The 25,674-nt window shown below is 73.3% G+C and carries 25 protein-coding genes; 13 read left to right on the forward strand and 12 right to left on the reverse strand.

The window, feature by feature from the left end; genetic code table 11:
- Nucleotides 1-186: hypothetical protein (locus RM555_RS18855; protein WP_311413094.1), on the forward strand; the 186-nt coding region annotated here is incomplete at its 5' end.
- Between the two features lie 2 nt (nt 187-188).
- Nucleotides 189-377 (forward strand): hypothetical protein, encoded by a 189-nt coding sequence (locus tag RM555_RS18860; protein ID WP_132231061.1) that lies wholly within the window; start codon nt 189-191, stop codon nt 375-377.
- Nucleotides 378-423: 46 nt separating this feature from the next.
- On the opposite strand, the gene RM555_RS18865 is transcribed toward RM555_RS18860, so the two are convergent.
- The 4 genes from RM555_RS18865 to RM555_RS18880 are packed head-to-tail and all read right to left on the reverse strand — an operon-like array spanning nt 424 to nt 3,589.
- The gene (locus RM555_RS18865; RefSeq protein WP_311413000.1) at nt 424-873 is read right to left on the reverse strand and encodes an RrF2 family transcriptional regulator; all 450 of its coding nucleotides are present in this window, start codon (nt 871-873) and stop codon (nt 424-426) included.
- 1 nt (nt 874) lies between these two features.
- Nucleotides 875-1,759 (reverse strand): ABC transporter permease, encoded by an 885-nt coding sequence (locus RM555_RS18870; protein WP_311413001.1) that lies wholly within the window; start codon nt 1,757-1,759, stop codon nt 875-877.
- A complete protein-coding gene (locus tag RM555_RS18875) occupies nt 1,749-2,528 on the reverse strand; it encodes an ABC transporter ATP-binding protein (protein WP_311413002.1) in 780 nt (259 codons plus the stop codon). The genes RM555_RS18870 and RM555_RS18875 overlap by 11 nt, the downstream gene beginning before the upstream one ends.
- Nucleotides 2,525-3,589 (reverse strand): ABC transporter substrate-binding protein, encoded by a 1,065-nt coding sequence (locus RM555_RS18880; RefSeq protein WP_311413003.1) that lies wholly within the window; start codon nt 3,587-3,589, stop codon nt 2,525-2,527. Before RM555_RS18880 ends, RM555_RS18875 begins: the two co-directional genes overlap by 4 nt.
- Before the next feature lie 263 nt (nt 3,590-3,852).
- Between RM555_RS18880 and RM555_RS18885 the strand changes: the two genes are divergently transcribed.
- From RM555_RS18885 to nudC, 3 genes are read left to right on the forward strand one after another with little or no spacing between them, the layout of a single operon-like run.
- On the forward strand, nt 3,853-5,163 hold the full coding sequence (locus RM555_RS18885; RefSeq protein WP_311413004.1) for a M16 family metallopeptidase: 1,311 nt from the start codon (nt 3,853-3,855) through the stop codon (nt 5,161-5,163).
- On the forward strand, nt 5,160-6,503 hold the full coding sequence (locus RM555_RS18890) for a M16 family metallopeptidase (protein ID WP_311413005.1): 1,344 nt from the start codon (nt 5,160-5,162) through the stop codon (nt 6,501-6,503). The genes RM555_RS18885 and RM555_RS18890 overlap by 4 nt, the downstream gene beginning before the upstream one ends.
- Nucleotides 6,500-7,438, forward strand: coding sequence for an NAD(+) diphosphatase (gene nudC / locus RM555_RS18895; protein WP_311413006.1), 939 nt, complete (start codon nt 6,500-6,502; stop codon nt 7,436-7,438). The genes RM555_RS18890 and nudC overlap by 4 nt, the downstream gene beginning before the upstream one ends.
- Before the next feature lie 170 nt (nt 7,439-7,608).
- Here nudC and RM555_RS18900 read toward each other — a convergent pair whose 3' ends face one another.
- The 3 genes from RM555_RS18900 to RM555_RS18910 form a co-directional block, all read right to left on the reverse strand.
- Nucleotides 7,609-7,884, reverse strand: a complete 276-nt coding sequence (locus RM555_RS18900; protein WP_311413007.1) for a hypothetical protein — start codon at nt 7,882-7,884, stop codon at nt 7,609-7,611.
- 214 nt (nt 7,885-8,098) lie between these two features.
- A complete protein-coding gene (locus RM555_RS18905; protein ID WP_132231069.1) occupies nt 8,099-8,335 on the reverse strand; it encodes a DUF397 domain-containing protein in 237 nt (78 codons plus the stop codon).
- A 72-nt stretch (nt 8,336-8,407) separates the two neighbouring features.
- Nucleotides 8,408-9,388, reverse strand: a complete 981-nt coding sequence (locus tag RM555_RS18910) for a helix-turn-helix domain-containing protein (protein ID WP_311413008.1) — start codon at nt 9,386-9,388, stop codon at nt 8,408-8,410.
- Between the two features lie 226 nt (nt 9,389-9,614).
- Here RM555_RS18910 and RM555_RS18915 point away from each other — a divergent pair, with 226 nt between their 5' ends.
- The gene (locus tag RM555_RS18915) at nt 9,615-10,910 is read left to right on the forward strand and encodes an MFS transporter (RefSeq protein WP_311413009.1); all 1,296 of its coding nucleotides are present in this window, start codon (nt 9,615-9,617) and stop codon (nt 10,908-10,910) included.
- A gap of 136 nt (nt 10,911-11,046) precedes the next feature.
- Here the strand turns inward: RM555_RS18915 and RM555_RS18920 are convergent, their stop codons facing one another.
- The gene (locus tag RM555_RS18920; protein ID WP_311413010.1) at nt 11,047-11,289 is read right to left on the reverse strand and encodes a mycoredoxin; all 243 of its coding nucleotides are present in this window, start codon (nt 11,287-11,289) and stop codon (nt 11,047-11,049) included.
- A 92-nt stretch (nt 11,290-11,381) separates the two neighbouring features.
- Between RM555_RS18920 and RM555_RS18925 the strand changes: the two genes are divergently transcribed.
- The 3 genes from RM555_RS18925 to RM555_RS18935 all read left to right on the forward strand — a co-directional run bounded on the left by RM555_RS18925 (nt 11,382) and on the right by RM555_RS18935 (nt 14,423).
- A complete protein-coding gene (locus RM555_RS18925; RefSeq protein WP_311413011.1) occupies nt 11,382-13,544 on the forward strand; it encodes an ATP-dependent DNA helicase UvrD2 in 2,163 nt (720 codons plus the stop codon).
- A gap of 127 nt (nt 13,545-13,671) precedes the next feature.
- A complete protein-coding gene (locus RM555_RS18930; RefSeq protein WP_311413012.1) occupies nt 13,672-13,929 on the forward strand; it encodes a hypothetical protein in 258 nt (85 codons plus the stop codon).
- A 128-nt stretch (nt 13,930-14,057) separates the two neighbouring features.
- Nucleotides 14,058-14,423, forward strand: coding sequence for a WhiB family transcriptional regulator (locus RM555_RS18935; protein ID WP_088998544.1), 366 nt, complete (start codon nt 14,058-14,060; stop codon nt 14,421-14,423).
- A 382-nt stretch (nt 14,424-14,805) separates the two neighbouring features.
- On the opposite strand, the gene RM555_RS18940 is transcribed toward RM555_RS18935, so the two are convergent.
- The 3 genes from RM555_RS18940 to RM555_RS18950 all read right to left on the reverse strand — a co-directional run bounded on the left by RM555_RS18940 (nt 14,806) and on the right by RM555_RS18950 (nt 17,691).
- A complete protein-coding gene (locus tag RM555_RS18940; protein WP_311413013.1) occupies nt 14,806-16,173 on the reverse strand; it encodes an ABC1 kinase family protein in 1,368 nt (455 codons plus the stop codon).
- A 78-nt stretch (nt 16,174-16,251) separates the two neighbouring features.
- Nucleotides 16,252-17,304, reverse strand: coding sequence for a TOMM precursor leader peptide-binding protein (locus RM555_RS18945; protein ID WP_311413014.1), 1,053 nt, complete (start codon nt 17,302-17,304; stop codon nt 16,252-16,254).
- Between the two features lie 219 nt (nt 17,305-17,523).
- Nucleotides 17,524-17,691, reverse strand: a complete 168-nt coding sequence (locus RM555_RS18950) for a DUF5679 domain-containing protein (RefSeq protein WP_012014940.1) — start codon at nt 17,689-17,691, stop codon at nt 17,524-17,526.
- A 546-nt stretch (nt 17,692-18,237) separates the two neighbouring features.
- Here RM555_RS18950 and RM555_RS18955 point away from each other — a divergent pair.
- Together RM555_RS18955 and RM555_RS18960 are read left to right on the forward strand one after the other, a co-directional pair.
- A complete protein-coding gene (locus tag RM555_RS18955; RefSeq protein WP_132231076.1) occupies nt 18,238-18,768 on the forward strand; it encodes a M48 metallopeptidase family protein in 531 nt (176 codons plus the stop codon).
- A gap of 309 nt (nt 18,769-19,077) precedes the next feature.
- Nucleotides 19,078-19,692 carry a hypothetical protein gene (locus tag RM555_RS18960; protein WP_311413015.1) on the forward strand — a complete coding sequence of 205 codons (615 nt, stop codon included), beginning with the start codon at nt 19,078-19,080 and terminating at the stop codon, nt 19,690-19,692.
- Nucleotides 19,693-19,921: 229 nt separating this feature from the next.
- Here RM555_RS18960 and RM555_RS18965 read toward each other — a convergent pair whose 3' ends face one another.
- Nucleotides 19,922-21,229: a zinc-dependent metalloprotease gene (locus tag RM555_RS18965; protein WP_165947701.1), complete on the reverse strand. Its 1,308-nt coding sequence runs from the start codon at nt 21,227-21,229 to the stop codon at nt 19,922-19,924.
- 113 nt (nt 21,230-21,342) lie between these two features.
- Here RM555_RS18965 and RM555_RS18970 point away from each other — a divergent pair, with 113 nt between their 5' ends.
- Nucleotides 21,343-22,356 (forward strand): YlbL family protein, encoded by a 1,014-nt coding sequence (locus tag RM555_RS18970; protein WP_311413016.1) that lies wholly within the window; start codon nt 21,343-21,345, stop codon nt 22,354-22,356.
- Between the two features lie 178 nt (nt 22,357-22,534).
- Nucleotides 22,535-25,582 (forward strand): UPF0182 family membrane protein, encoded by a 3,048-nt coding sequence (locus RM555_RS18975; RefSeq protein WP_311413017.1) that lies wholly within the window; start codon nt 22,535-22,537, stop codon nt 25,580-25,582.
- Nucleotides 25,583-25,674: the final 92 nt, after the last annotated feature.

Genomic DNA, 25,674 nt, shown 5'->3' on the forward strand with positions numbered 1-25,674 from the left:
ATGTTGCCGTTCGCGTCGACCGAGCCCTCCTCCTGGAGCACCTTCTTCGGGTACGTCGAGAGGATCATGTTGGCGTCGGTGCGGAAGGTGTCCGTGCCGAAGCCGTCACGGAACCAGCCGCCGGGGGTGGTGAAAGCTGAGAGCGGGGGAAGATCCGGGCGGGACCGCCCGGCATGGGAGGGGTGACCATGGCGGGCGACGCCGGCTCGGGCGCGGCGCGGGAACTGTTGCTGGTGCTCGCGGTGGCGCTGGCCGGGCTGCTGCTCGCCGTGGTCGCGGTGTTCACGCCGTGGCACGCCACCCCGGACGGGGCCGCGCCGGCCGCTCCGGTCGAGCTTCGCAGCCCGACGGAGCGGCCGGTGCCCACCGTCGGCTGACCGTCGCTCAACCCGCCTGCCTGTCGCCGGAGGGGCCGGTGCGCGGTCAGCGGGTGCGGCTCTCCCCGGCGCCGGCCGCGGAGCGTTCCGCACCCAGCAGGTCGGCGAGGGTGGTCCGGTCGACCACCAGGGCGATCGCGCCGTGCACGGCCAGCCAGACGTCCCGCAGTCCGGTCGCCACACCCGCGTAGCCGGCCCGTTCGGCCGGCAGCCCGCGGACGGTCGTCAGGGACCCGCCGATCGCGCGGAGCACGTCGCCGACGCTGATCTCCACCGCCGGGCGGGCCAGGGCGTACCCGCCCTCGGTGCCCCGGTGGCTCACCAGCAGACCGGCCCGGCGCAGGTCGACCAGGATGCCCTGGAGAAAGCTCAGCGGGATGTCCTGGCTCTCGGCCAGCGTCCCCGCCTTGACCAGTTCGCCGCCGCCGACCGGAGCCGCTGCGGCGACGGCGAGCATGGCCCGGAGCGCGTAGTCACTGCGCGCGGAGACGTACACGTCACTGACCCGCCTGGTCCAACACGCCCCACCGACGCCGGATCGCCTTGTCCGCCGCCCCGAACGCGGCGTCCACCGCCAGGCCCAGCACCAGGATCACGATCATCGTGGAGATCAGCCAGGGCGAGTCGGAGAGTTCCCGCGAGTAGGTCAGCTGCGCGCCCAGGGAGGTCTGCGAGATGCCGACCACGATCAGCTCGCCGGCCATCAGGCTGCGCCAGGAGAACGCCCAGCCCTGCTTGAGACCGGCCACGATGGCCGGCAGCGCGGCGGGCGCGATGACGTACCGGTACAGGTTCAGCCCGCGTGCGCCGAGGTTGCGGCCGGCGCGCAGCAGCAGCGGCGGCACGTAGTCCACCCCGGCGATCACGCCGTTGGCGATGGACGGCGCGGCGCCGAGCACCACCACGAAGAAGATTGCCTTCTCGCTCAGCTCGAACAGCAGGATCGCCAGCGGGAACCAGGCGATCGACGGCATCGTCTGCAACGCGGTGATCATCGAGCCGATCGCGGCCCGCAGGATCCGCGACCGGGCCACCGCGAGGCCGAGCAGCAGGCCGACGGCGACCGAGAAGACGTAGCCGAGGGCCGCCCGGCGCAGGGTGGTGACCAGCCCCTCCCAGAGCTGGACGCCGCTGACCTGCCGGAGTAGCTCCTGACCCACGGCCACCGGGCCGGGCAACGAGTATTCGGGCTTCCAGCCGGTCCAGACCACGACCTGCCAGGCGCCGACGGCGAGCACGAGGGCGGCCAGCTTCGGCCAGGTCGCCGCCCAGAGCCGGCTGGCCCTCGTGCGGCTCTTCTCCCGACCGGCCAGTTCCAGGGCGTCCAGCCCGGAGATCTCCGCGTCGGTACGCGGGACGGCGGCGAGGGTGTCACCGGCCATGGCGGCCCACCTCCGTACGCAGACGGCCGGTGACCTCGGCGGCGATCGCGGCGACCTCGGGGGAGTCGATGCGGCGTGGCCGGGGCACGTCGACCGGGGTGGAACAGATGATCCGGCCGGGCCGGCTGGAGAGCAGGATGATCCGGTCGGCGAGCCGGGCCGCCTCGCGGACGTTGTGTGTCACGAAGAGCACGGTGAGCCGCCGCTCGGTCCAGATCCGTTCCAGCTCGTCGTGCAGGATGTCCCGGGTCATCGCGTCCAGCGCGCCGAACGGCTCGTCCATCAGCAGCACCGGCGTGTCCAGGGCGAGGGTGCGGGCCAGCGCCACCCGCTGGCGCATGCCTCCGGACAGCTCGTGCGGGCGCTTGCCGCCGAAGTCGGCCAGGTGGACCGTGCCGAGCAGTTCGGCGACCCGGTCCCGCCGCGCCGCCCGGGGCAGCCCGCGCAGTTTCAGCGGCACCTCGACGTTGCCCTCGACGGTGAGCCAGGGGAAGAGGGCGGGCTCCTGGAACATCAGTCCCGGGTCGACGCCCTCGTCGAGGGTGATCCGCCCGCCGCTGGGCCGGTCGAGGCCGGCGACCAGGTTGAGCAGGGTGCTCTTGCCGCAGCCGGAGGCCCCGACCAGGCAGACGAACTCGCCGGGCGCGACGTCGAGGGAGACCCCGTCCAGGGCTACGACGGCGTTCGCCCCGCGCCCGTACACCTTGGTGACGCCGTGCAGCGCGACCGAGCCGGTCGCGCTGCGTGGCGTCGTCGTGGTCGACGTCATGGTTGGACGACCTCGGGCTTGCCCTGGCCCTTGAGCACCTCGTTGAGGTGGGTCAGGTCGTAGAGGCCGTCGAGGCTGACCGGCTGGGTCAGGCCGACCGCGACGGCGTGGTCGAGCCCGGTCTTCAGCGACGTGGCGATCGGGTCGTTGGTGAACTCCAGCGTCGGCCAGGCCTGCTTGATCAGCTTGAGGTCGAGCGGCTTGCCGCTGATCTTTCCGATGTGGTCGGAGATGGCCTGGTGCGTCTCGTCGGGCTTGGTGTTGACGAACTCGTTGGCCGCCACCTGGCCCTCGACCAGCTTCTTGACCACGTCCGGGTGGGCCTTGAGGAACTTGGTGCTGACGATCAGGTTGGTGATGACGAACTTCCGGTCCGGCCAGAGGTCCCGCTCGTCGACGAGCACCTTGCCGCCCGCGTTGACCAGCCGGGACACGAACGGCTCGGGCACCCAGGCGCCGTCGACGGCCCCGCTGTTGAACGTCTCCACCGTCTGGGCGTTCTCCTGCGGAATGATCTTGACGTCGCCGCCGCCCTCCTTGGTCGTCGTGAGGCCCTTCTCCTTGAGCCAGTAGCGGATGGCCACGTCCTGGGTGTTGCCCAGCTGCGGGGTCGCGATCTTCTTGCCCCGGAGCTGCTCCACCGAGGTGATCTCGGGCTTGACCACGAGCGCGACGCCGCCGGAGGCCGCGCCGGAGATGACCCGGACCGCCTCGCCCTTCGACTTCGAGAAGGCGTTCACCGTCGGGTTCGGGCCGATGTACGTGGCGTCGAGCGCGCCGGAGAAGATCGCCTCGATGGCGGCGGGGCCGGCGTTGAAGGTCTTCGTCTCCAGCTTGACGTCGCCGCCGAGCTTCTCGGCGAAGATGCCCTTCTCCACGCCGACCACCGCCGGCGCGTGGGTGATGTTGGGGAAGTAGCCGAGCCGCAGCGTCGTCGGGCCGGAGCCGCCGCCCGCGCCCTCGCTGTCGTCGCCGCAGGCGGCGGCGGTGCCCAGGGTCGCCACGCCGACGACGGCGAGGGTGGCCAGGGAGACCCACCGACGCATGGGGAGCCGTCTCATCGTCCATCCAATCCGCAGTATTCCTACTTAGTTGGTAGGAAGACTGGGGCAGGCGGTGAACTGGCGTCAAGGGCCAACCACATGCCGGGATCGACGTCCCAGAAAAAGCGGCAATCTCTACTGGTTGGGTGTGCTTTGCGGCCGGTGTTCCCGGCGCCGCCGCCGGCCGGCCGGTCGGCTACGCGCGACGCCCCGGGCGCCGGTCGGGGCGGCAGGCGAGAGGTCGCCGGTGGCGGGGGTGCCGACGCGCTAGGGTCGATCCCGTGGCGGCGCGGAGATCGAGAATTCCAGCGACGAAGTACCCGGTAGAGCGGTTCACGCTCGACAACGGCCTGCGGGTGGTCCTGACCCCCGACCGCAGCGCCCCGGTGATCGGGGTGGCGGTCGTCTACGACGTCGGCATCCGCTCCGAACCCGAGGGGCGCACCGGCTTCGCCCACCTCTTCGAGCACCTCATGTTCCAGGGCTCCGAGAACCTGGAGAAGCTGGCACACTTCCGGCACGTGCAGGGGGCGGGCGGCACCTTCAACGGCTCCACCCACCTGGACTACACCGACTACTTCGAGACCCTGCCGAGCAACGCCCTGGAGCGGGCGCTGTTCCTGGAGGCCGACCGGATGCGCGGCCCCCGGCTGACCGAGGAGAACCTGCGCAACCAGGTCGACGTGGTCAAGGAGGAGATCCGGGTCAACGTCCTCAACCGCCCGTACGGCGGCTTCCCCTGGTTGACCCTGCCACCGGTCATGTTCGACACCTTCCCGAACGCCCACGACGGCTACGGCTCCTTCGTCGACCTGGAGTCGGCCACCGTCCCCGACGCCGCCGACTTCTTCCGCCGCTACTACGCGAGCGGCAACGCGGTGCTGGCGGTCAGCGGCGACATCGACGTCGCCGAGGCGACCACGCTGATCGAGCGGCACTTCGGCGACGTGCCGGCCCGGCCCGCGCCGGAGCGGCCCGACTTCGCCGAGCCCGACCTGACCGGGGAGCGGCGCACCTCGTACACCGACGAGTTGGCCCCGCTGCCGGCGGTGGCCGGCGCCTGGCGGGTGCCCGACCCGATCACCGACTTCGCCGCCTACCTGCCCTACGTCGTGCTGGCCGAGGTGCTCACCGACGGCGACGCGTCCCGGCTGGTCGAGCGGCTGGTCCAGCGGGACCGGACGGTGACCAGCCTCGGCGGCTACGTCGGCTTCATGGGCGACCCGTTCGACGTGCGGGACCCGACGGCGCTGCTGCTCCAGGCGCACCTGCCGCCCGGTGGGGACGTGGACAAGGTGCTGCGCACCGTCGACGAGGAGCTGGACCGGCTGGCCACCGACGGCGTGGCCGAGGGGGAACTGGCCCGCACCCAGGCCCGGATGGCGACCCACCTGCTGCGCGACACCGACGCGGTGCTCGGCCGGGCGTTGCAGATGGCCGTGCTGGAGCAGCAGCGCGGCGAACCGGGGCTGCTCAACGACCTGCCCCGGCTCGTCGGCGAGGTCACCGACGAGCAGGTCCGCGCCGCCGCGGCCACCCTGCGGCCCGAGCGCCGCGCGTCCATCGAGGTCATCCCCGGAGGTAACAGGTGACGGCAACCGCACCGGCCGCGCCCCGGGCGCTGCCGCCGCTCGGCCCGAACCGCAGGCTCAAGCTGCCGAAGCAGGCCGAGCGCACGCTGGGCAACGGGCTGACCGTGATCGCCGTACGCCGGCCGGCGGTGCCGCTGGTGGAGGTGCGGCTGTGGATGCCGTTCGGCCGCACCCACCTCGCCCGGGGCGCCGTGCTCGCGCAGACCCTGCTCTCCGGCACGGGGACGATGTCCAGCGTGCAGATCGCGGCCGAGTTGCAGAAGGTCGGCGGCGGGCTCTCCGCCGGGATCGACCCGGACCGGCTGATGCTCTCCGGCGCCGGGCTGGTCACCGGGCTGGACCGGATGCTGGAGATCCTCGCCGAGGTGCTGACCGACGCGGCCTACCCGAACGACGACGTCGCCACGGAGCGGGACCGGCTGGTGGACCGGATCCACGTGGCGCGGAGCCAGCCGGCGCACCTGGCCCGCACCGCCCTGCTCCGGCGGGTCTACGGCACCCACCCGTACGCGGTGCAGACGCCCGAACCGGAGGCGGTCCGGGCGGTCCGGCCGGGAGTGCTGCGGACCCTGCACGCCCAGCGGGTGCACCCCGCCGACGCCGTGCTGGTGCTGGTCGGTGACGTGCAGCCGGACCGGGCGCTCGACGCCGCCGAGAAGGCACTGTCCGGGTGGACCGGCGCCGGGCACACCGCCGACCTGCCGCCCGCCCCGCCGCTGGAGCCCGGGCCGCTGCTGCTGGTCGACCGCCCGGGGGCGGTGCAGTCCTCGCTGCGGATCGCGCTGCCGGCGGTGCCCCGCACCCATCCGGACCACGCCGCGCTGCAACTGGCCAACCTGATCTTCGGTGGCTACTTCTCCTCCCGCTGGGTGGAGAACATCCGCGAGGACAAGGGCTACACGTACGGGGGGCACTCCCTCATCGAGCACTCGGTGGCCGGGTCGGTGCTGGTCGCCGCCGTCGACGTGGCCACCGAGGTCACCGGGCCGGCGCTGCTGGAGACGACGTACGAACTCGGCCGGCTGGCCTCCCTCCCGCCCCGCGAGGACGAGCTGGAGCAGGCCCGCCAGTACGCCCTCGGCACCCTCCAGCTCGGGATGTCCACCCAGGCCGGGCTCGCCTCGCTGACCAGCGCGTACGCCGGCAGCGGGCTGCGCCTGGAGTTCCTGGCCGAGCACGCCGCCCGGCTGGCGAAGGCGACCGTGGCCGACGTGGCCGAGGCGGCGGCCCGCTACCTCGCCCCGGCGCAGGCGGTCACCGTGGTGCTGGGCGACGCCGAACGGATCGGGCCGCAGGTGGCGGCGCTGGCCCCGGTCACCACCGAGCCGGCACGACCGTGAGCGGTGAGCCCGCGCCGCCGCTGGCCCGTTCCACCCTGGACCGGGCGGCCCACCGGCGCACCGACCCCGGGTGGCTGGCGCAGGCGTGGAGCCGGGCCCGGGTGCTGGTGCTCGACTCCGCCGACGGCGGCCGGGCGCTGGTGCGTACCGACACGTCGCCGCCGAAGCTGGTGCTTGTCGACCCGGCCGGGCTGCCCGAGCCGACGTCGCCGATGTTCCTCGGCGTCGAGCCGGACGGGGTGCCGGTCTTCGCCGTGGACGCCCCGCTACCGACGGTGTCCGGGGCCCGGGCGGCGCACCTGCGCGAGGTCGGGCACCTGCTCGGCGACCGCGACGCCGGGCTGTTCACCACCGCGCTGGCGCTGGTCAACTGGCACCTGCGGCACCGCTACTCGTCGGCCACCGGGCACCCGACCGAGGTGGACGAGGCCGGCTGGTCCCGGGTCGACCCGGCCGGGGAGCGGATCTGGCCGCGTACCGATCCCGCGATGATCGTGCTGGTGCACGACGGCGTCCCGGGCCTCGACGGGCGGTGCCTGCTCGGCAACAACGCCACCTGGCCGCACACCGCCGGCGAGCGCCGGTTCTCCTGCCTCGCCGGCTACGTCGAGCCGGGGGAGTCGGCCGAGGCCGCGGTGCTGCGCGAGGTCCGCGAGGAGGTCGGCGTCCCGGTCGACGACATCGCGTACGCGGGCAGCCAGGCGTGGCCGTTTCCCGGCTCCCTGATGCTCGGCTTCCTCGCCACCGCGGATCCGGATCATCCCGTGCAGGTGGATCCGACGGAGATCGCGTTCGCCCGGTGGTTCTCCCGCAGGGAGATCGGCGCGGCCCTGGCGGGACGGCCGGTGGAGGTCGGCGGGGCCCGCCTGGTGCTGCCGCCGCCGTCGTCGATCGCGCTCTTCCTGATCCACCGCTGGCTCGACGGGCACTGCTGAGCCGGTCTCCGCCGCGCGCGAGCGCGCCGGTGGCCGGGTCGTGCGGTCCCGGCCCGTGGCCGTCGTTGCCGCGACGGTCACGGACCGGGAACACGGGCCGCCGTGGTCGGCTGGGGCAAAGGAGCGCGGCGGGGGAGCCGGTCCGACCACGACGGACGTCTGGGTGCGGGTCAGCTGCCTCGGTCGTCGGGTGCGGCCCGCCGCCTGCGGCCCGGCTCGTCGAGCGGGAGCACCTTGACCCGCTGCTTCCCGGAGCGGACCGCGCCGACCGTGGCGAGGGCCCGGGCCAGCAGCAGCGCGGCGTCGCGCTCCTCGGCGTGCACGATCTGGCGGCGCGGCTCGGGCGTGGTGGTCTCGTCGCGGAGTCGGTCACCGCACGCCCAGGCGGCGGCGATGTCCACGTCGGCGGCGGCGCGGATGTCGGTGCGAACGATCAGGAACCGCATGCGGGTCTCCGGATGAATCGCGAGGGTGGGGAACGGGTGGAAGTTCCACGTCACTCTGCCGTCATGTTACGCCGCGCGGTCGTCTCATCAAGTGAAACGCGACGATTGGTCCGGAGGCTCATCCGATCAGCGGATGCCTGGTCGGCGGGGTGGTGCGGCGCAGACGCGACGGGGCCGCCGGCACGCTGCCGGCGGCCCCGCGACGGTCGACGGATCAGTTCAGATCGAACTGTCCGTTCTTCGCGCCGGCGATGAAGCCCAGCCAGCCGGCCCGGTTGAACAGCAGCACCGGACCGCCCTGGTCCTTGCTGTCCCGCAGGGCCACCGCGACCGGTCCGGTCCTCAGTGGTGCGACCTCGACGCAGTTCGAGGTCTGGCTGCGCGTGCTCTTACGCCACGGGGCGTCCGCGAGCTGGGCGAGTACGGACGGCGTGTTGCGGATCTCGTTCATCGTGCCACTCCTGAGGTGAACTGCTCCGATGGAACGAGTGGCGCCGCACGACCCGACGGTGGGCCCCCGTGCTCACCGATCCGTCAGGCGCCCGGAATGCCGGCGGCGTTGGGTCGGCGCCGTTGCCGGCCCGTACGCCACCGTGGACGCGGTCGCCGTGCCGGGCAGCCGCCCCGTCGCCTCGATCAGCCAGGAGAGGGTGTCCGATTCGGAGAGCGCCGCCGTGCATAGCCACTCGAACACCACTTTATAGCGATTTAGGGCGTTTACCTCGGTCGACATGACGTCGGTGAACCCCCCTTCGATGGCCAGCGTCTCCGGATCGAGCGGATCCGCGAACCGGTAGACCGAGAACGCGGTCGGCGGGAGGTACCAGTCGCCGATCTGGGTGTCGCGCGGCAGGACGTGCAGCGTGACGTTCGGCAGCATCGCCAGTTCGCAGAGCTGCACCAGCTGCGCGCGCAGCACCTCCGGCGGCCCGGTCCGGCCGCCGAGCGCCGCCTCCTCCAGCACCGCCGTGTAGCGGGGCGCGTCGGTCGCGCGGGTGAGCAGCGACTGCCGGGCCAGCCGGGCCCGCACCTCGGTGTCGATGTCCTCGCCGGCCTCCGGGTCGCCGGCCTCCTCGTCGACCTGCCGGGCCGAGGCGATCCGCACCGACGCGTAGTCCGGCGTCTGGAGCAGGCCCGGCACCAGGACCGGGTTGTATTCCGAGATCTCCGCGCAGCCCGCCTCCAGCTCGGCGAAGCTGCGCTGCTGCTGGGTCATCACCGGGTAGTTGCGCAGCCAGCCGCGGATGTCGCCGGCCTCCTCGGTGATGCCGAGGAGTTCCCGGCGCAGCGCCTCGTCGGCGCCGTAGAGATCCAGCAGTACCCGGACGTCGTCCGGGTCCGGGCGGCTGCGGCCGTTCTCCAGCCGGGACAACTTGGACGCGGACGCCCAGCCGATCCGCTCGATGACCTGGTCTCCCGTGAGACCCGCGGCCTCGCGCAGCCGGCGCAGCTCGGTGCCCAACCTGCGGCGGCGCAGGATCGGGCTGGGTGAGGCAGGAGGCACGACGTCCTCTTTTCCCGTGGACCGCCGCAGACGCGACGGTAACTGTATGAAATTCGCCCCCCACGGTCAGTATGGACGGCGCGCCTCCCGCCGGAGGTCCCGGTGGGGGCGTGTCTCGCAGAAAAGAGGACTGTGGAAGGACGCGGCGTCCGGTACGACGCCGTCGGCCCGACCGCGCCACCCCAGACCGCGCCACGTCGCGCACCACCCCCGCCGGAGGGACCCCATGCGCACCGTCCTGCGCCGCCCGGATTTCCGCCTGCTCTTCGGCGGCCTGCTCGCCAGCATGGCCGCCGAGTCGATCCTGTTGCTGGCCCTCGCCATCTGGGTGAAGGACCTGACCGGGTCGGACGGGCTGGCCGGCGCCACCATCTTCGCGGTCATCGCCCCGATGACCCTGGCCCCGCTGGTGGGGTGGATCGTCGACCGCTACCCCCGGCGCCCGTTCTTCGTGGCGGCGAACCTGGTGACGGCCGTGCTGCTCACCCCGCTCCTCGTGGTGCGGGACCGGACCGACGTGTGGATCATCTACGTGGTGGCCGCCCTCTACGGCCTGTCGTACATCACCCTCAGCGCGGTGCTCAGCGGCCTGATCCGCCAGCTCGTGCCGGTGGAACTGCTGGCCGACGCCAACGGTGTGCTCCAGACCGTGCGCCAGGGGCTGCGGCTGATCGGTCCCCTGGCCGGCGCCGGGCTCTACGCCGCCGTCGGCGGCTGGATGCTGGCCGTGATCGGGATGGTCGGTTTCCTGTCGGCGGCCGTCGTGGTGGGCCTGATCCGCACGACGGAGACGCCGCCCACCCAGCCCGGGCTGCGCTGGCCGGCCGAGGTGAGCGCCGGGCTGCGACACCTGGCCGGGGAGCCGGCGCTGCGCCGGGCGCTGCTCGGCTACGGGCTGGGATCGCTGGCGATGGGCTTCAGCGAGTCGTTGATCTTCGCGTACGTCGATCAGGGGCTGCGCCGGGACGCCGCGTTCGTCGGCGTGCTGGTCACCGTGCAGGGCATCGGCGGGCTGGTCGGCGGGCTGCTCTCCCCGGCCGTGGTGCGCCGCGCCGGCGAGGTGGGCACGCTCGCCGCCGGGGTGGCGTTCTTCGGGCCGGCCTCGCTGGCGCTGGTGTACCCGAACCTCTGGCTCGGCTTCGTCGCGGTCCTGCTGGCCGGGGTGTCGCTGCCGCTGACGATGGTCGGGCTGCACACGCTGATCCAGCGGCGTACGCCACAGGGGCTGCTCGGCCGGGTCGCCGCGGCCTCGGAGGCCGTGGTCAGCGGCCCGCAGGCGCTCTCGATCGGCGCGGGGGCGCTGCTCGTCGGGGTGCTGGACTACCGCGTCCTGTTCGCCCTGATCGGGGTGGTCACCCTGCTCGCCGGCGGCTACCTCTGGCACGGCCGCACGCTCAGCCCACCGCTACCCGTCCGGATCCCCGCCCCCCGCCGGCCCGCCGAGGGGTCCACCGCCGGCGGCCCGGCCACCGCCGCGAGCCAGGAGGTGGTCGGCACGACCCCACCGGGCCCGGCGCGCTGAGGGCCCGGCCCGCCGGAGGCGCAGGCGCTGCGCCGGGCCGGACGCCTCACCCTGGCGCGGAGAACGGGGAGGCGGGCAGGACGCGACGAGCGGCCGGCCCGGGTGGGCGGCCGCTCGTCGGTGGTGCTGCGTCCGGTCAGGCGTCGATCGTGGCCAGGTGCTGCTTGACCTGGGTGATCGAGGGGTTGGTCAGGGCGCTGCCGTCGGCGAAACGCAGCGTCGGGACGGTCTGGTTGCCGCCGTTGACGCTCATCACGAACTCCGCGGCCTTCGCGTCCTGCTCGATGTCGACCACCTCGTAGCCGATGCCCTCCCGGTCGAGCTGCGACTTCAGCCGGTGGCAGTAGCCGCACCAGGGGGTCGAGTACATCGTCAGCATGGTCAGATCCTCCAACGGTCCGCGTGGCGGCTTGCCGATCAAGCCCAGGCTAACCGCTGCAACGTCGGGCGGAGCTGAGACAATTCCTCGCTGTGGTGGTTCACTCAGCATCCGAACGCGTGCTCGCCGGGCTCGACCCCGAGCAGCGCTCGGCGGTGACCGCCCCCGCCGGCCCGGTCTGCATCCTGGCCGGCGCCGGCACCGGCAAGACCCGCGCGGTCACCTCCCGGATCGCCCACCGGGCGCTCTCCGGGGAGATCTCCGCCCGGCACGTGCTCGCGGTGACCTTCACGGCCCGCGCCGCCGCCGAGATGCGCGCCCGGCTCACCGCGCTCGGGGTGGGTGGCGTCCAGGCCCGCACCTTCCACGCGGCGGCGCTGCGCCAGGTGCGCTACTTCGCGCCCCGGCTGCTCCAGGGGCGGGCCATGCCCGAGCTGCTGGACAGCAAGGTCCGGCTGGTCACCCTCGCCGCGGCCAAGGCTGGCCTGCGCACCGACCGGGCGGCCGCCCGGGACCTCGCCGGCGAGATCGAGTGGGCGAAGTCGTCGCTGGTGGAACCGGGGGAGTACGTCGTCGCGGCGGCGAAGGCGATGCGGGACACCCCGCACGAGCCGGGCCGCGTCGCCGAGGTCTTCGCGGCGTACGAGCGGCTCAAGCGGTCCAACGGGGTGATCGACTTCGAGGACATGCTGCGCGCCGCGGTCTGGGGCATCGAGGAGCACCGGGACGTCGCCGAGCAGGTCCGCGCCCAGTACCGGCACTTCGTCGTCGACGAGTACCAGGACGTCAACCCCCTCCAGCAGCGGCTGCTCCAGGCCTGGCTGGGCGGGCGGGACGACCTGACCGTGGTCGGCGACGCCAGCCAGACGATCTACTCGTTCACCGGTGCCACCTCGTCCTACCTGGTCGACTTCCCGCGCCGGTACCGGGGCGCGACGGTGGTCCGGCTGGTCCGCGACTACCGCTCCACCCCGCAGGTCGTCGGGCTGGCCAACGCGGTGATCTCCCAGGCGCGGGGCGCCGAGGCCCGGCTGCGCCTGGAACTGGTCGGCCAGCGCCCGCCCGGCCCCGAACCGGAGCTGCGGATCTTCACCGACGAGCCGGCCGAGGCCAACGCGGTGGCCGCCCGCTGCCGCGCCCTGGTCGACGCCGGCACCCCGGCGAAGGAGATCGCCGTGCTGTTCCGGACCAACGCGCAGTCCGAGGCGTACGAGAAGGCGCTGACCGAGGCGCAGGTGCCGTACGTGGTGCAGGGGGCCGAGCGGTTCTTCGAGCGCGCCGAGGTGCGGCAGGCGATGGTCGCCCTGCGGGCCGCCACCCGGTCGATCCCCGGGGAGACCCCGCTGCCCGCCGCCGTGGTGGAGGCGCTCACCGCGGTCGGCTGGGCCCCCGACGCCGCCCCGGCCGGTGGCGCCGCCCGCGAGCGGTGGGAAGCGCTCGCCGCGCTGGTGCAACTCGCCGAGGAGTACGCGGCCACCCCGCAGGTGCTGCCGATCGGGCCCGCCGCCTCGGTCGAGCGCCCCGTCACCCTGGCCGACTTCAACGACGAGTTGGCCCGCCGCGCCGCCGCCCAGCACGTGCCGACGGTCGACGGGGTGACCCTGGCCTCGCTGCACTCCGCCAAGGGCCTGGAGTGGGACGCGGTCTTCCTGGTCGGCCTCTCCGAGGGCACCCTGCCCACCACGTACGCCAAGACCGTCGAACAGGTCGAGGAGGAGCGCCGGCTGCTCTACGTCGGCGTCACCCGGGCGAGGGAGTGGCTCTGGCTGTCGTACGCCTCGGCCCGCTCTCCGGGCGGGCGGGCCCGGCGGCCCTCGCGGTTCCTGCCGCAGCTCGACCGCTCCGGCGGAGCGGAGCGGGCCGGGGCCGCACCGGCGGCGCGCCGGCCGGAGCGCCGCCGGACCCAGATCGTCTCCTGCCGGATCTGCGGCGCCACCCTGCTCGCGGGGCCGGACCGCAAGCTCGGCCGCTGCCCCACCTGCCCCTCGGACATCGACGAGGAGCTGCACGAACGGCTGCACGAGTGGCGCCAGCGGGTGGCCGGTGGGCAGCGGGTACCGGCCTATGTGGTCTTCACCGACGCCACTCTGGTCGCGCTCGCGGAGCGGCGCCCCGGCCGGGCGGAGGAACTGATCGCCATCGCCGGCATCGGGCCCCGGAAACTCGGCCTCTACGGGGAGGCGGTGCTGGCGCTGGTGGCGGGCGCGGCGGTCGACGACGTCTGCCCGGAGAAAACTTTCGAAATCTCGCCGTAAATTCGTTTGCCCTCGCCCCGTGGCGAGGAATAGCCTCATGACACACCTCGCGAGCGGCGCCATTCGGGCTGCTCACGAGGGGTAGAGACCGTATCGGCACGAGTGAACGTCAGAGGAGGTGGTCCCGATGGACATCGTCTACATCAACGAGCGTCCGGCGGCGCTGCCCGCTGTCGTCGCTCCGCTGTCGGCTGTCCGGGTGGCCCTCGCCGCTGCGCGACCGTCGGTTTCCCAGGTGCACCGTGTCGAGGCTCAGGCCGAGCTGATTCTCGCCACCGCGCCAAACGGAAACCAGGGGACCAGTGGCTTCACGGGCAAGGGCGTCGATGCTGTCAAGCGTCACATGGACGTCCGCGGAGTTCCACCTCGAGGTAGACCGGTCTGATCTTCAGACACCGGCTCACCTCGAGGCCGCGGAACCCGCTACCGGGATCCGCGGCCTCAGTTTTTTGCCCGCCAAGTACGTCGGAAATGCGATCCACGAGATCGAAGTGAGAGAGAGGTGACCGGGCGATGAGTCTGGCGTTGGCCCCACTCGACGTGAGCGTCGAGGTGGAGGCGAACCTGCCCTGCCGGAAGTTCGACCCCGACCTGTGGTTCTCCGACTCGCCCGCCGAGCTCGAGCTGGCCAAGTCGCTCTGCGGGGACTGCCCGCTGCGCGTCGAGTGCCTGGCCGGGGCGGTGGAGCGGGCCGAGCCCTGGGGCGTCTGGGGCGGCGAGATCTTCGAGCGTGGCGCGGTCGTCCCGCGCAAGCGGCCCCGTGGCCGTCCGCGCAAGGAGGACCTCGCCCGCGACGCGGCGCTCCGGGTCGAGGCCGAGGCACGACTGGCGGCCAGTGGGCTGTCCGAGTCGCGCACCACGGTCCGGCTGGCGGCCTGACATGCACCCGATCCAACCCACCCACGCCGGTGTCACGCCGGCGACGAGAGAGCTGACCACCATGCTGAACGTTCTTGACGGAGTCGCCGAGATGCAACTACTTCACGAAGCGTTGTCCCGGGCTCGAATGCGCCGGCCTCAGGCCGGTCGTACCACCACGAGCACTGAGGCAACCCTTTCCGCCCGTACCGTCGCCATGAACAGCCGCAACCGAGCGGCGCGCGACCTGGGCGTTCTCTAGTACCCCACCGATAGTCGAGGGGCGGTGGCCGGATTCCGGCCACCGCCCCTCGACGCGTTCCGCGCCCGGTGCCCTCTGTCGCGCCGCGCGCCGTGGCGTCTGCTTTGCGCCGTGCGCCGCGTCCGGTTGCGCGGCCGTCGCTCAGCCGCCCGCCGAGGGCTGGCCGGCCGACGGGGCGAAGCCGGGCAGCCAGCGCTCCAGGATGCCCCGGTAGGGCGCCTTCGCCTCCAGTTGGCAGAGCACGCCGATCGAGCCGAGCGTCACCCGGTGGATGAGCAGGTACGACGGCGGCAGGTTGAGCTGCCGGCTCAACTGGTACGCGGGGGAGCGGGGGCTGGCCAGCCGGGTCGCCTCCGTGCGCAGCCAGGCCCGGGTGAACCGGAACTCGTCGGCGGCGATGGGCTCCAGCATCGGACGGAGGAAGTCGAGCACCGCCTCGGCGTCGATCTCCTCGGTGGAACCGATGAAGCCCTCCGAGCGCAGGCCCGCCACCACCTCGTCGGCGTCGCCCCGCAGCGCCAGCGCGGCGATGCGGCCGATCGGCTCGGGCGTGCCCTCCGGCATCCGGGCCACCGCGCCGAAGTCGATCACGCCGAGCCGGCCGTCCGCCAGCAGCCGGAAGTTGCCCGGGTGCGGATCGGCGTGCAACAGCCCGGCCCGCTGCGGCGCGGAGAGGTGCAGGATGGCCATCAGCCGGCCGGCCTCGTCGCGCTGCTCCTCCGTGCCCTCGCGGATGATCTCCGCCAGCGGGGTGCCCTCGACCCACTCGGTGACCAGGACCCGGGGCGACGCCGAGACCACCGCCGGGATGTGGATCTCCGGGTCGTCCGCGTACGCGGCGGCGAAGGCGCGCTGCGACTCGGCCTCCAGCTCGTAGTCGAGTTCCTCGGTGATCCGTTCCCGCAGTTCCGCCAGGAGCGGCTTGACGTCCAGCCCGGGCTGGATCGCCCGGAACATCCCACCGAGGCGGGAGAGCTGCTTGAGGTCGGCGAGCAGGGCGTCGCCGGCGCCCGGATACTGGATCTTGACAGCCACGTCGCGGGTCTGCGGCGCGCCGGACGGCCCGTAGCCCGGCTCCCGCCACACCGCCCGGTGCACCTGGCCGATGCTGGCCGCGGCGGCGGGGGTGTCGTCGAACTCCACGAACCGGTCCCGCCAGTCCGGGCCGAGCTGCTCGGCGAGCACCTTGTGCACGCTGGCCGCCGGCAGTGGCGGCGCCGCCTCCTGGAGCTTGGTCAGCGCCTGCCGGTAGGGGGCGGCGATCTCCTCGGGCAGGGCGGCCTCGAAGACCGACAGCGCCTGCCCGAACTTCATCGCACCGCCCTTGAGCTGCCCCAACACGCTGAAGAGCTGCTCGGCGGTGCGCTGCTGGATCTCCGCGGAGATCACGTCGGAGGCGAGCCCCGTGACGCGCTTACCCATGCCGAGGACGGTCCGACCGGCGAAGCCGAGCGGCAGAGCGGCGAGCTTGGCGGTCCGGGACACGGCCCGGCGCGGGATGTCGGTCACCCGGCCATTGTTACCGACTCCGGGGGCCCGCGGCTGCTCTGCCGCCGGGCTGGGTGCCCGTCCCCGCCTCCGAGGGCGTCACCGGCGCCGTCGCGAACATCCGCAGGAGGGGTGCGGCGGCCACATCCGGCGGCGGAACCGCCCCGCCCCGGTGATCTCCACCGCGCAGCCCAGGGTCTCCGGGGTGCCCCCGTCGAGCTGCGCCAGCGCCTCGGCCGCCGCGTACGCCCCGGCCGCCAGGAGGGTCGCGGTGGCACACGCCTGCTCGCCCGCGCCCGTGGCGAGCTGGGCGGCCAGCGCCGGCCAGTCCGGGTCCCGGTCGGCCCGGTGCAGGTCGAGGCAGTTCAGGCAGGGACCGGCGGGCGGGCGGACGAGCGGGCCGACCACGGGCACGCCCTCCCGGAGGCCGAGCAGCAGGTGCGGCTGGCGGCGCTGGGCGTGACCGGCCGCGAGCAGGGCGGCCGGTCGGTCCGTACCGAGCTGGACGACCAGGTCGACGCGGCCCCGCCGGAGCGGGCCCGTGCCCGTGCCGGGGGCGGCCCGCTCGACGGCGTCGCGTACCGCCCGGGCGAGCGGACGGCCGAGCGCGGCGGCCGGGATGCCCGTGCCGACCAGGTCCGCCGGCCGCACCGGGCCGCTGAGGTCCGGGTGCACGTGCCCGACCCCTGCCTGCGCCAGCGCGAGGGCGACGGGGGCGCCGAGGCGGCCGGTGCCGCTGACCACCACGCGGGCGGCCAGCCGCCGGCGCAGCACCTGGGCGGGCGTGCCGGGCAGCCGCGCGGCGGCCAGGGCGAGCGCCCCGGCCTCGGCGGTGAGCCGGGCCCGGGACGGGCCGGCGAGGTCCTTCGGCAGCAGGGTGTGCGCGGGTACGACCAGGCCCGCGGCCCGCAGTGCGTCGAGCAGGGTGCGGGCCTCGTCGGGGGCCACCTCGGCGGCGACGGCGTGCGCCAGGACCAGCCGTTCGCTACGGGTGCCGTCGAGCAGGTCGAGCAGGCGGGCGGCCCGGGGGTCGGCGATCTCCAGCAGTACGGCGCGGCCCGGCTCGACGCCGAGTTGGAGGGTGTGGCGGTCCCGCCAGAGTCTGGTGAGGCCCGGCAGCAGGACGGGACGGGGCAGCGTGGCACGGCGCATGACACCGATCGTGACCGTTTCCGTGCTCACCGTCGATCGTTGTCCACAGGTGCGCGGTGCCCTGTCCAGGGCTGTCCACAGGAAATCCCGGGATATCCACAACCCGCCGGTAACCATGTCGGCGAGCCGACAGTGCGCGACCGGGTGCGCCGGCGGACGAGGTGCGGTCATGCCGGAGGGGGCGGCCGACGGCCGCCCCCTCCGGTGCATCCGTACGGGTCAGACCTTCGCCTTGCCCAGGATGCGGTTCACTGTTGTGCCGCAGACCGGACACTTGCCCTTGGCCATGTTCATTCCGGTCTTCGAGACCTCGACGCGGCCCTCGAAGTCCCGCTTCTCCTTGCACTTGACGCAGTAACCGTTGTAGGTCTGGGCCTGGTCGGCCACGGTGCCCTCCTCGTCTCGTCCGCCGGCCGATACCGTCCCGGCGGGGGTTCCCGGCGGCGGGCCACTCGGGCACCGGCGCTGGGTCGTTCTCCCACGGCCACGCTCGTGACCGCTGGTCCGCGGACCCTACCCAGGTGTGGGCGGTTCCATGTCAGCTGTGCTTCGTCACTGTGAGCAAGTCGACGTCGAGAGTGTGCATGGCGAATTACGTCGGATAAGTCAGTTTGGCGGGGACACGCCGACCGAACCCGGCCGAATGCCCCTGCGGGCACCCCGAGCTGCGCCCGCCACGGAGATCACCTAACGTGGGGGGTGCGCCCCGCCGCACCGGCGGAGGCCAGCGGCGCGACGCCTCCGCACCCGCGGACGGCCGCCACGAAGGGTGACGGCGACGATTCGTCGTGGCCCGGCAAAAGATTTTTTGGGACTCCTGCCGACCAATCACCATTTTCCGGGCGGGTGTCGGGGTGTTGACCCTTGCGGACCCCTGGTCAGTACGCATTAGCTTTCCTTCGTGACAGGAATCCGAGGCTGCGCGGCCCGCTGATGGCAGGGGCGCGGAAGCCGGTCGTCGAAGTGCGGCGCAGCCAGCGTCGGCGACGCACGGTGTCCGCGTACCGCGACGGTGAACGGGTCGTCGTCCTCATCCCGGACCAGTTCTCCCGGGCCGAGGAGAGCGAGTGGGTCGACCGGATGCTCGCCCGGCTCGCCGCCCGGGAGGGGCGCCTCGCCCGGTCCGACGCCGAGCTGCTCGCCCGGGCCACCCGCCTGATCAAGCTCTACCTCGCCGAACACGGCGCGCAGGCCGTACCGACGAGCGTCCGCTGGGTCACCAACCAGAACGGCCGGTGGGGGTCCTGCACCCCGGACGACGGCACGATCCGCATCTCGCACCGCGTCCAGGGACTGCCCGACTGGGTGATCGACTACGTGCTCCTGCACGAGCTCGCGCACCTCATCGTGCCCAGTCACAACGCGCGGTTCTGGGCGCTCGTCGCGCGCTACCCGAAGTCCGAGCGGGCGCGCGGCTACCTGGAGGGCGTCGCGGCGGCCTCGGGCACCCCGCTGACCGACTGACCACCCTCGGCACCACCGCCACCCACCGCCGTCCCGACCCCGCGCGCCTGCTGCTCGCGCTGCCCGCGCCGGCCGCGCTGCCCGCGCCGGCTTCGTCCGCGCTGCCTGCGCCGGCTTCGCCTGCGCTGCCGGGCGGACGGAGCCGGCTAGATCTTGGTACGCGACGGCCCCTCCAGGGGCACATTCTTGCCAAGATCTCGACGCGACTCCGGCAGCCGGCTGCTCATGTCGCAGGTCGCCGAGCGGGTGGACGCCGCCTCCGCGCGCCCGTCGGTCGTGGCTCCTGGCGCATCCGGCTAGGGTCGTGGGGTGGCCCGACGTGTGGTGGTGGCGTTACTCGGACCGGTGACCTGGGCACCGCCCGGCACCGATCCGGTGGACTGGCGGGCCGCGCTCGCCGAGGACGTGGTCGACCTGCTCGCCACGCTCAACGAGGTGGAGACGGCCGTTGCCGTCACCCCGGCGGACCGGGAGCTGGCCGACGCGGTGGTCTGGCCGGACACGGCCGTGTACGAGGTCCCCGAGGCGACCCCGAACGCCGTCTTCGCCGCTCTCACCGACACCGGCTACGACCAGGTGGCCGTGATCGCCGGCGACGCGCCCGACGTGCCGGGCCTGACCATCGGCAAGCTGCTGCGCCCACTCACCACCCGGCCGGTCGCGGTCGCCCCGGTCGAGGGCGGTGGACCCGGGCTGCTCGGCGTGGCCACCAGGCTGCCCGTACCGGCGTGGCTGCCGGCGCTGGACCTGGACACCGCGCGACCCGCGGCCGTGCGCGCGGCGGCGCCGCGACCCGGCGACCTGGCGGTGACGCCGGCCTGGCGGCGCCTGCGTGGGCCGGGCGACCTGGCGTTCCTCGACCCGGCCGTGGAGGGCTGGGAGACCACCCGTGCCCTGCTCTCGGGCACCGCGCAGCCCCGCTGAGCCGACCGCGGGGCGGAAGCAACCCGCGCTGACCCGCTCCGGACCACGGCCGGTCCGGCCAACTGCGCGACGTGGCCCGACCGCGCGACGAGGGCCGACCGCGCGACGAGGGCCGACCGCGCGACGAGGGCCGACCGCGCGACGAGGGCCGACCGCGCGACGAGGGCCGACCGCGCGACGAGGGCCGTCCGGACCCCGGTGGGTCGGGCGGCCCTCGTCGTCGACGCGGTCAGGGGCGGCTGGCGTCGCCGCCCTCGGGGTCGTCGTCCGGGCGCCGCTGCTCCGGCTCGCCCGGGGCCTTCTCCTCCGGGCCGCCCGGCGCGCTGAAGTCGAAGCTCTCCAACTCACCGAGGTCCCACTCGGACATCGCGAAGGCCACCGGGTCGGCGAAGTCGTCGTCGGAGGGGAGCAGGTCGGGGTGGCCCCACAGGGCGTCCCGGCCGGCGATGCCCCGGTGCTCGGTCAGTGCCGCCCAGAGCGCCGCCGCCTCGCGCAGCCGGCGCGGACGCAGCTCCAGGCCGACCAGCGCCGCGAAGGTCTGCTCGGCCGGGCCACCGGCGGCCCGGCGGCGGCGGAACGCCTCGCCGAGGCTCACCACGTTGGGCAGCCGGCCGCTCGCCGCGCTGTCGACCACGTGGCACACCCAGCCCTCGACCAGGGCGAGGGCGGTCTCGAGCCGGGCCAGGGAGGCCTTCTGTGCCGGGCTGTCCTCCGGCGTGAAGATGCCCTCCAGCGCGATCGCCTGCATCGACTCCGGGTCGGTCGGGTCGACCCGGCCCATCGCCTCCTCGATCGCCTCCCGGTTGACCCGGATGCCGGCCGCGTACATCTCGACGGCGTTGAGCACGTGCCCGCGCAGCCACGGCACGTGCTGGAAGAGCCGCTGGTGGGCGGCCTCGCGCAGGGCGACGTAGAGGCGTACCTCGTCCTCGGGCAGCTCCAGGCCCTCGCCGTACGCCCGGATGTTGGCCGGGATTAGCGCGGCCGTGCCGGCCGGGCCGAGCGGCAGCCCGATGTCGCCGGCGGAGAGCACCTCCGCGGCGAGCGAGCCGAGCGCCTGGCCGAGCTGGCCGCCGAAGAGCGCGCCACCGAGGGTGGCGACCATCGACTGCATCGGGCCGAGCTGGGCGCGCGCCTCCGGCGGCACCAGGTCGCCCATCGCGCCGACCATCCGGCTGGCGACCGGGTCGCAGAGCTTGCGCCAGACGTCGAGCGTCTTGTAGATCCACTCGTTGCGGTTCCAGGCCAGCGAGGTCTGGATGCCCGAGGGTAGGGCGGAGGCCGGCTCCAGCCACAGGTCGGCGAGCCGCAACGCCTCCTCCACCGCGTTGCGCTCGAAGGGCGACACCGCCGGGTCGCCCGCGGCGGCGAGTTGGCTGGCGGCCACCTGCCGGGCCAGGTCCCAGTTGACCGGCCCGCTGCCCGACGCGGAGAGCAGGTGCTGCAACTGCGACATGAACTGCTGCATCTGCGCGGGATCGTTGGGGTCTGGTGGTTGCCCACCCGGGAGCGCGAAACCGAACGGAATATCAGGCACGACGTCTACGGTACGCGCGCCGCGCCCCAGGTAGCTGCCGCTGGCGTTGCGCTGAGGGCGAAGTCGCGATTCACCCACCGGAGGCCCCGATCCCGGTCGGTACGCTCTGCCGCATGAGACGTCGCGGCGTGACCGTCCTGCTCGGTGCTCTGCTCACCGCTCTGCTCAGCATCGGCGTGCTCGGCGCGCCCATCCCGTACGTGGTGCTCGGCCCGGGACCGACCGTCAACACGCTCGGCAAGGAGAACGGCAAGGAGGTCATCCAGGTCACCGGCCGGGAGACGTCCACCTCCGCCGGCCAGCTCCGGCTGACCACGGTCGGGGTGCAGCCCTCGGTCAAGCTGCGCTCGGCGATCCAGGGCTGGTTCTCCGACGACGAGGCGGTGGTGCCCCGCGAGCTGGTGTACCCGCCGGGGGAGAGCCGCAAGCAGGTCGAGGAGCGCAACGCGGAGGACTTCCGGGCCTCGCAGACCAGCGCGGAGACCGCGGCGCTGCGGGAGCTGGGCTTCCCGGTGCAGGTGGTGGTCAAGACCGTCGCCGCCGACGGTCCGGCGGCCGGCGTACTCAAGCCCGGCGACGTGCTGACCTCGGTGGACGGGGAGCCGGTCCCGCTGGCCACGCGCCTCACGGACCTCATCAGGGCGAAGCCGGCCGGGTCCGCGCTGAGGATCGGCTACACCCGCGACGGCGCCGCCGCGACGGCGGCGGTCACCAGCCGGGAGCAGGACGGGCGACCCCGCATCGGGGTGGAGATCGAGCAGCAGCAGCCGCATCCGTTCACCCTGAACATCGACCTGGAGGACATCGGCGGGCCGAGCGCCGGCCTGATGTTCGCCCTCGGCATCGTGGACAAGCTGACCCCGGAGGACCTGACCGGCGGGAAGGTCATCGCCGGCACCGGCACGATCGACGACGCCGGCCGGGTCGGGCCGATCGGCGGCATCGCCCAGAAGCTGGTGGGCGCTAAGGAGGCCGGCGCGGTGGCGTTCCTGGTGCCGGCGGCGAACTGCGCCGAGGCCGTACGTAACCCGCAGCCCGGGCTGCCCCTGCTGAAGGTTGGCTCGCTGGATGAGGCACTGACCGCGCTGGAGGCACTGCGCGCCGGTGGTCAGCCGACCCGCTGCTGACCACGGCGCCGGGCGGCCACCGCGTGCGAGGCGGGCCCGCACCGGCCGCCCCTCCACCGACGCTCCCGCCGCGCGGCGGGACGCCGTGTGACCTTGGACCGACACGTTCAGGAACACCCCGTACTCTGGGTGCCTGGTCGGAGCCGATCACATCGAGCGTGCGGAGCCAACAGTGGTCATGAAGAGCAGCAGCCCCCTGCCGAGGATGAGCCGACGCGGACGCGTCACGATCGGTGTCCTGGTCGGGGTGTTCGTGCTCTTCACCCTGCTCGGCTGGGGTGTCCAGGCGTGGACGGACTGGCTGTGGTTCGACGAGGTCCGCTACACCGGGGTCTTCACGGGGGTGCTGACGACCCGGCTGCTGCTCTTCTTCGCCGTCGGCCTGGGCATGGCGTTGTTCGTCGGCGGCAACCTCTGGCTGGCCCAGCGGCTGCGGCCCCGGATGCGCCCGCACTCGCCGGAGCAGGCCACCCTGGAGCGTTACCGGATGCTGCTGAGCCCCCGGCTCGGCCTGTGGATCACGCTGGTCGCCGCCGTGGTCGGCCTCTTCGCCGGGCTGTCGGCGCAGAGCCGGTGGAACCAGTGGCTGCTCTTCCGCAACGGCGGGGACTTCGGCGTGAAGGACCCGGAGTTCGGCATCGACATCGGCTTCTACGTCTTCCAGTTGCCGTTCCTGCGCTACCTGCTCGGCGTGGGCTTCACCGCGGTGGTGCTCTCCGTGATCGGCGCGCTCGCCGTGCACTACGTCTTCGGCGGCGTCCGGCTCCAGGGCGTCGGCGACCGGATGACCAACGCCGCCCGGGCCCACCTGAGCACGCTCGTCGCGGTCTTCGTCCTGCTCAAGGCGCTCGCGTACGTGCTGGACCGGCGCGCGATGCTGCTGGAGTACGGCAACGGCCCCGTCTACGGCGCCGGCTACGCCGACGTCAACGCGCTGCTGCCCGCCAAGGAGATCCTCGCCTACATCTCCATCGTCGTGGCGATCGCGATCATCGTCTTCTCCAACGCCTGGATGCGGAACCTGGTCTGGCCGGGCATCTCGCTGGCCCTGCTGGGCGTCTCCGCCGTCGCGATCGGCGGCGTCTACCCCTGGGCGGTGCAGACCTTCGAGGTCAAGCCCAGCGCGAAGGAGAAGGAGGCGCCGTACATCGAGCGGAGCATCAAGGCCACCCGCTCGGCGTTCGGCCTGGAGGCGGCCACCACCACGCCGTACGCGGCGAGCAATCTGAGGCCGCCGGCGACCCTCGCCACGGACACCTCCGTGGTGCCGAACATCCGGCTGCTCGACCCGCAACTGGTCTCGGAGACGTACACCCAGCGCCAGCAGGTCCGGCAGTTCTACGACTTCGGCGAGAAGCTGGACGTCGACCGCTACGGGGTCAACGGTAAGGTGCAGGACTACGTGGTGGGCCTGCGCGAGGTCAACTACCGGCAGTTGACCCCCCAGCAGAACACCTGGATCAACCGGCACACCGTCTACACCCACGGCTACGGGCTGGTGGCGGCGCCCGGCAACCGGGTGGTCTGCGGCGGCCAGCCCTTCTTCGTCTCCGGCTTCCTCGGCGACCCGCAGGAGCAGCAGAAGGAGCAGGGCCAGCAGACGGGCGAGCAGTGTGCCTCGCAGACCGAGCAGATCGCGGCCAAGCAGCCCCGCGTCTACTACGGCGAGCGGATGGACGCCAGCGACTACGCGATCGTCGGCCAGAGCGACCCGGCGCGGAAGGCGGAGTTCGACCGCCCGGTCGGCGAGGGCGGCGAGTCCTACACCTACACCGGTGAGGGCGGCGTCGAGATCGGCTCGTTCACCCGGCGGCTGCTCTACGCGATCAAGGAGCAGGAGTCGAACTTCCTGCTCTCCGACGCGGTCAACGACAACTCGAAGCTGCTCTACGTGCGTAACCCCCGCGACCGGGTGGAGAAGGTCGCCCCGTTCCTCACCCTCGACGGCGACCCGTACCCGGCGGTGGTGGACGGCCGGATCCAGTGGATCATCGACGGCTACACCACGGCGGCGACCTACCCGTACGCCGAGCGCGTCAACCTCCAGGAGCAGACGGCCGACGAGTTGACCGGGCGGGGCACCTTCCAGCTCGCCCGGGAGAACGTCAACTACATCCGCAACTCCGTGAAGGCCACCGTCGACGCGTACGACGGCACGGTGCGGCTCTACGAGTTCGACGAGACCGACCCGGTGCTCAAGGCGTGGAACAAGGCGTTCGGCGGTGACCTGGTGCTGCCGAAGTCGGAGATCCCGGCCGAGCTGGCCGAGCACTTCCGCTACCCGGCCGACCTGTTCAAGGTGCAGCGCAACCTGCTGACCCGGTTCCACGTGACCGATCCCGGCGCCTTCTACTCGGAGACGGACTTCTGGCAGGTGCCGAACGTGCCGGACGCCCCCGACACCGGCCAGAAGCAGCCGCCCTACTACCTTTACACGCAGTTCCCCGGCCAGGAGTCGGCGCGCTTCCAGCTCACCTCGGCGGTCACCCCGAACGGCCGGGAGAACCTCGCCGCGCTGATCTCCGGGTCGTACGTGGACGGGCAGCCGCGGCTGGAGGTGCTCGACCTGCCCGACCAGACCCGGGTCTCCGGCCCGGTGCAGGTGCACCAGTCGATGACCAACAACGCGAACATCCGGCAGCAGCTCAACCTGCTCCAGTCCCAGCAGGCCCAGGTGCAGTACGGCAACCTGCTCTCCCTGCCGTTCGGCGACGGCATGCTCTACATCGAGCCGGTCTACGTGAAGACCGCCGCGCAGAACGCGCCGCCGCTGTTGCAGCGGGTGCTGATGTCCTACGGCGACGGCGGCTCCTACGTGGTGCTGGCCAACAACGTGACCGACGGCATCAAGCAGCTCGTCGAGCAGGGCAAGCAGGCCGCCGCCCCGGGCACCCCGCCGCCCGCCGGCGGCACCCCGCCCCCGGCGGGGGGCACGCCGCCGGGTGGGACCGCACCCCCGCTGACCGGCGAGCTGGCTGAGGCGGCGAACCGCGTCCAGGCCGCCATCGCGGAGGTCCGGGCCGCGCAGACCTCGGGCGACTTCGAGCGGTACGGGCGCGCGTTGAAGGCGCTGGACGAGGCGCTCACCGCCTTCCAGCAGGCCCAGCAGACCGCCAGCACCCCGGCGTCCCCGGCGCCCGGCGCCAGCGCTCCGGCGTCCCCGACGCCCAGCGCACCGGCGTCCCCGGCACCGGGCGGCAGCGCCTCACCCACCCCGGGCGGCTGACCCGCACCGCCCGCACAGCGCCCCCGGCCGACGGACCGATCCGGTCCCGACGCCGGGGGCGCTGTCGCGTTCGCGACCACCGGCCCGGCAGC

Source organism: Micromonospora reichwaldensis, from assembly GCF_031845925.1.
In the GTDB taxonomy this organism is placed as follows: domain Bacteria; phylum Actinomycetota; class Actinomycetes; order Mycobacteriales; family Micromonosporaceae; genus Micromonospora; species Micromonospora reichwaldensis.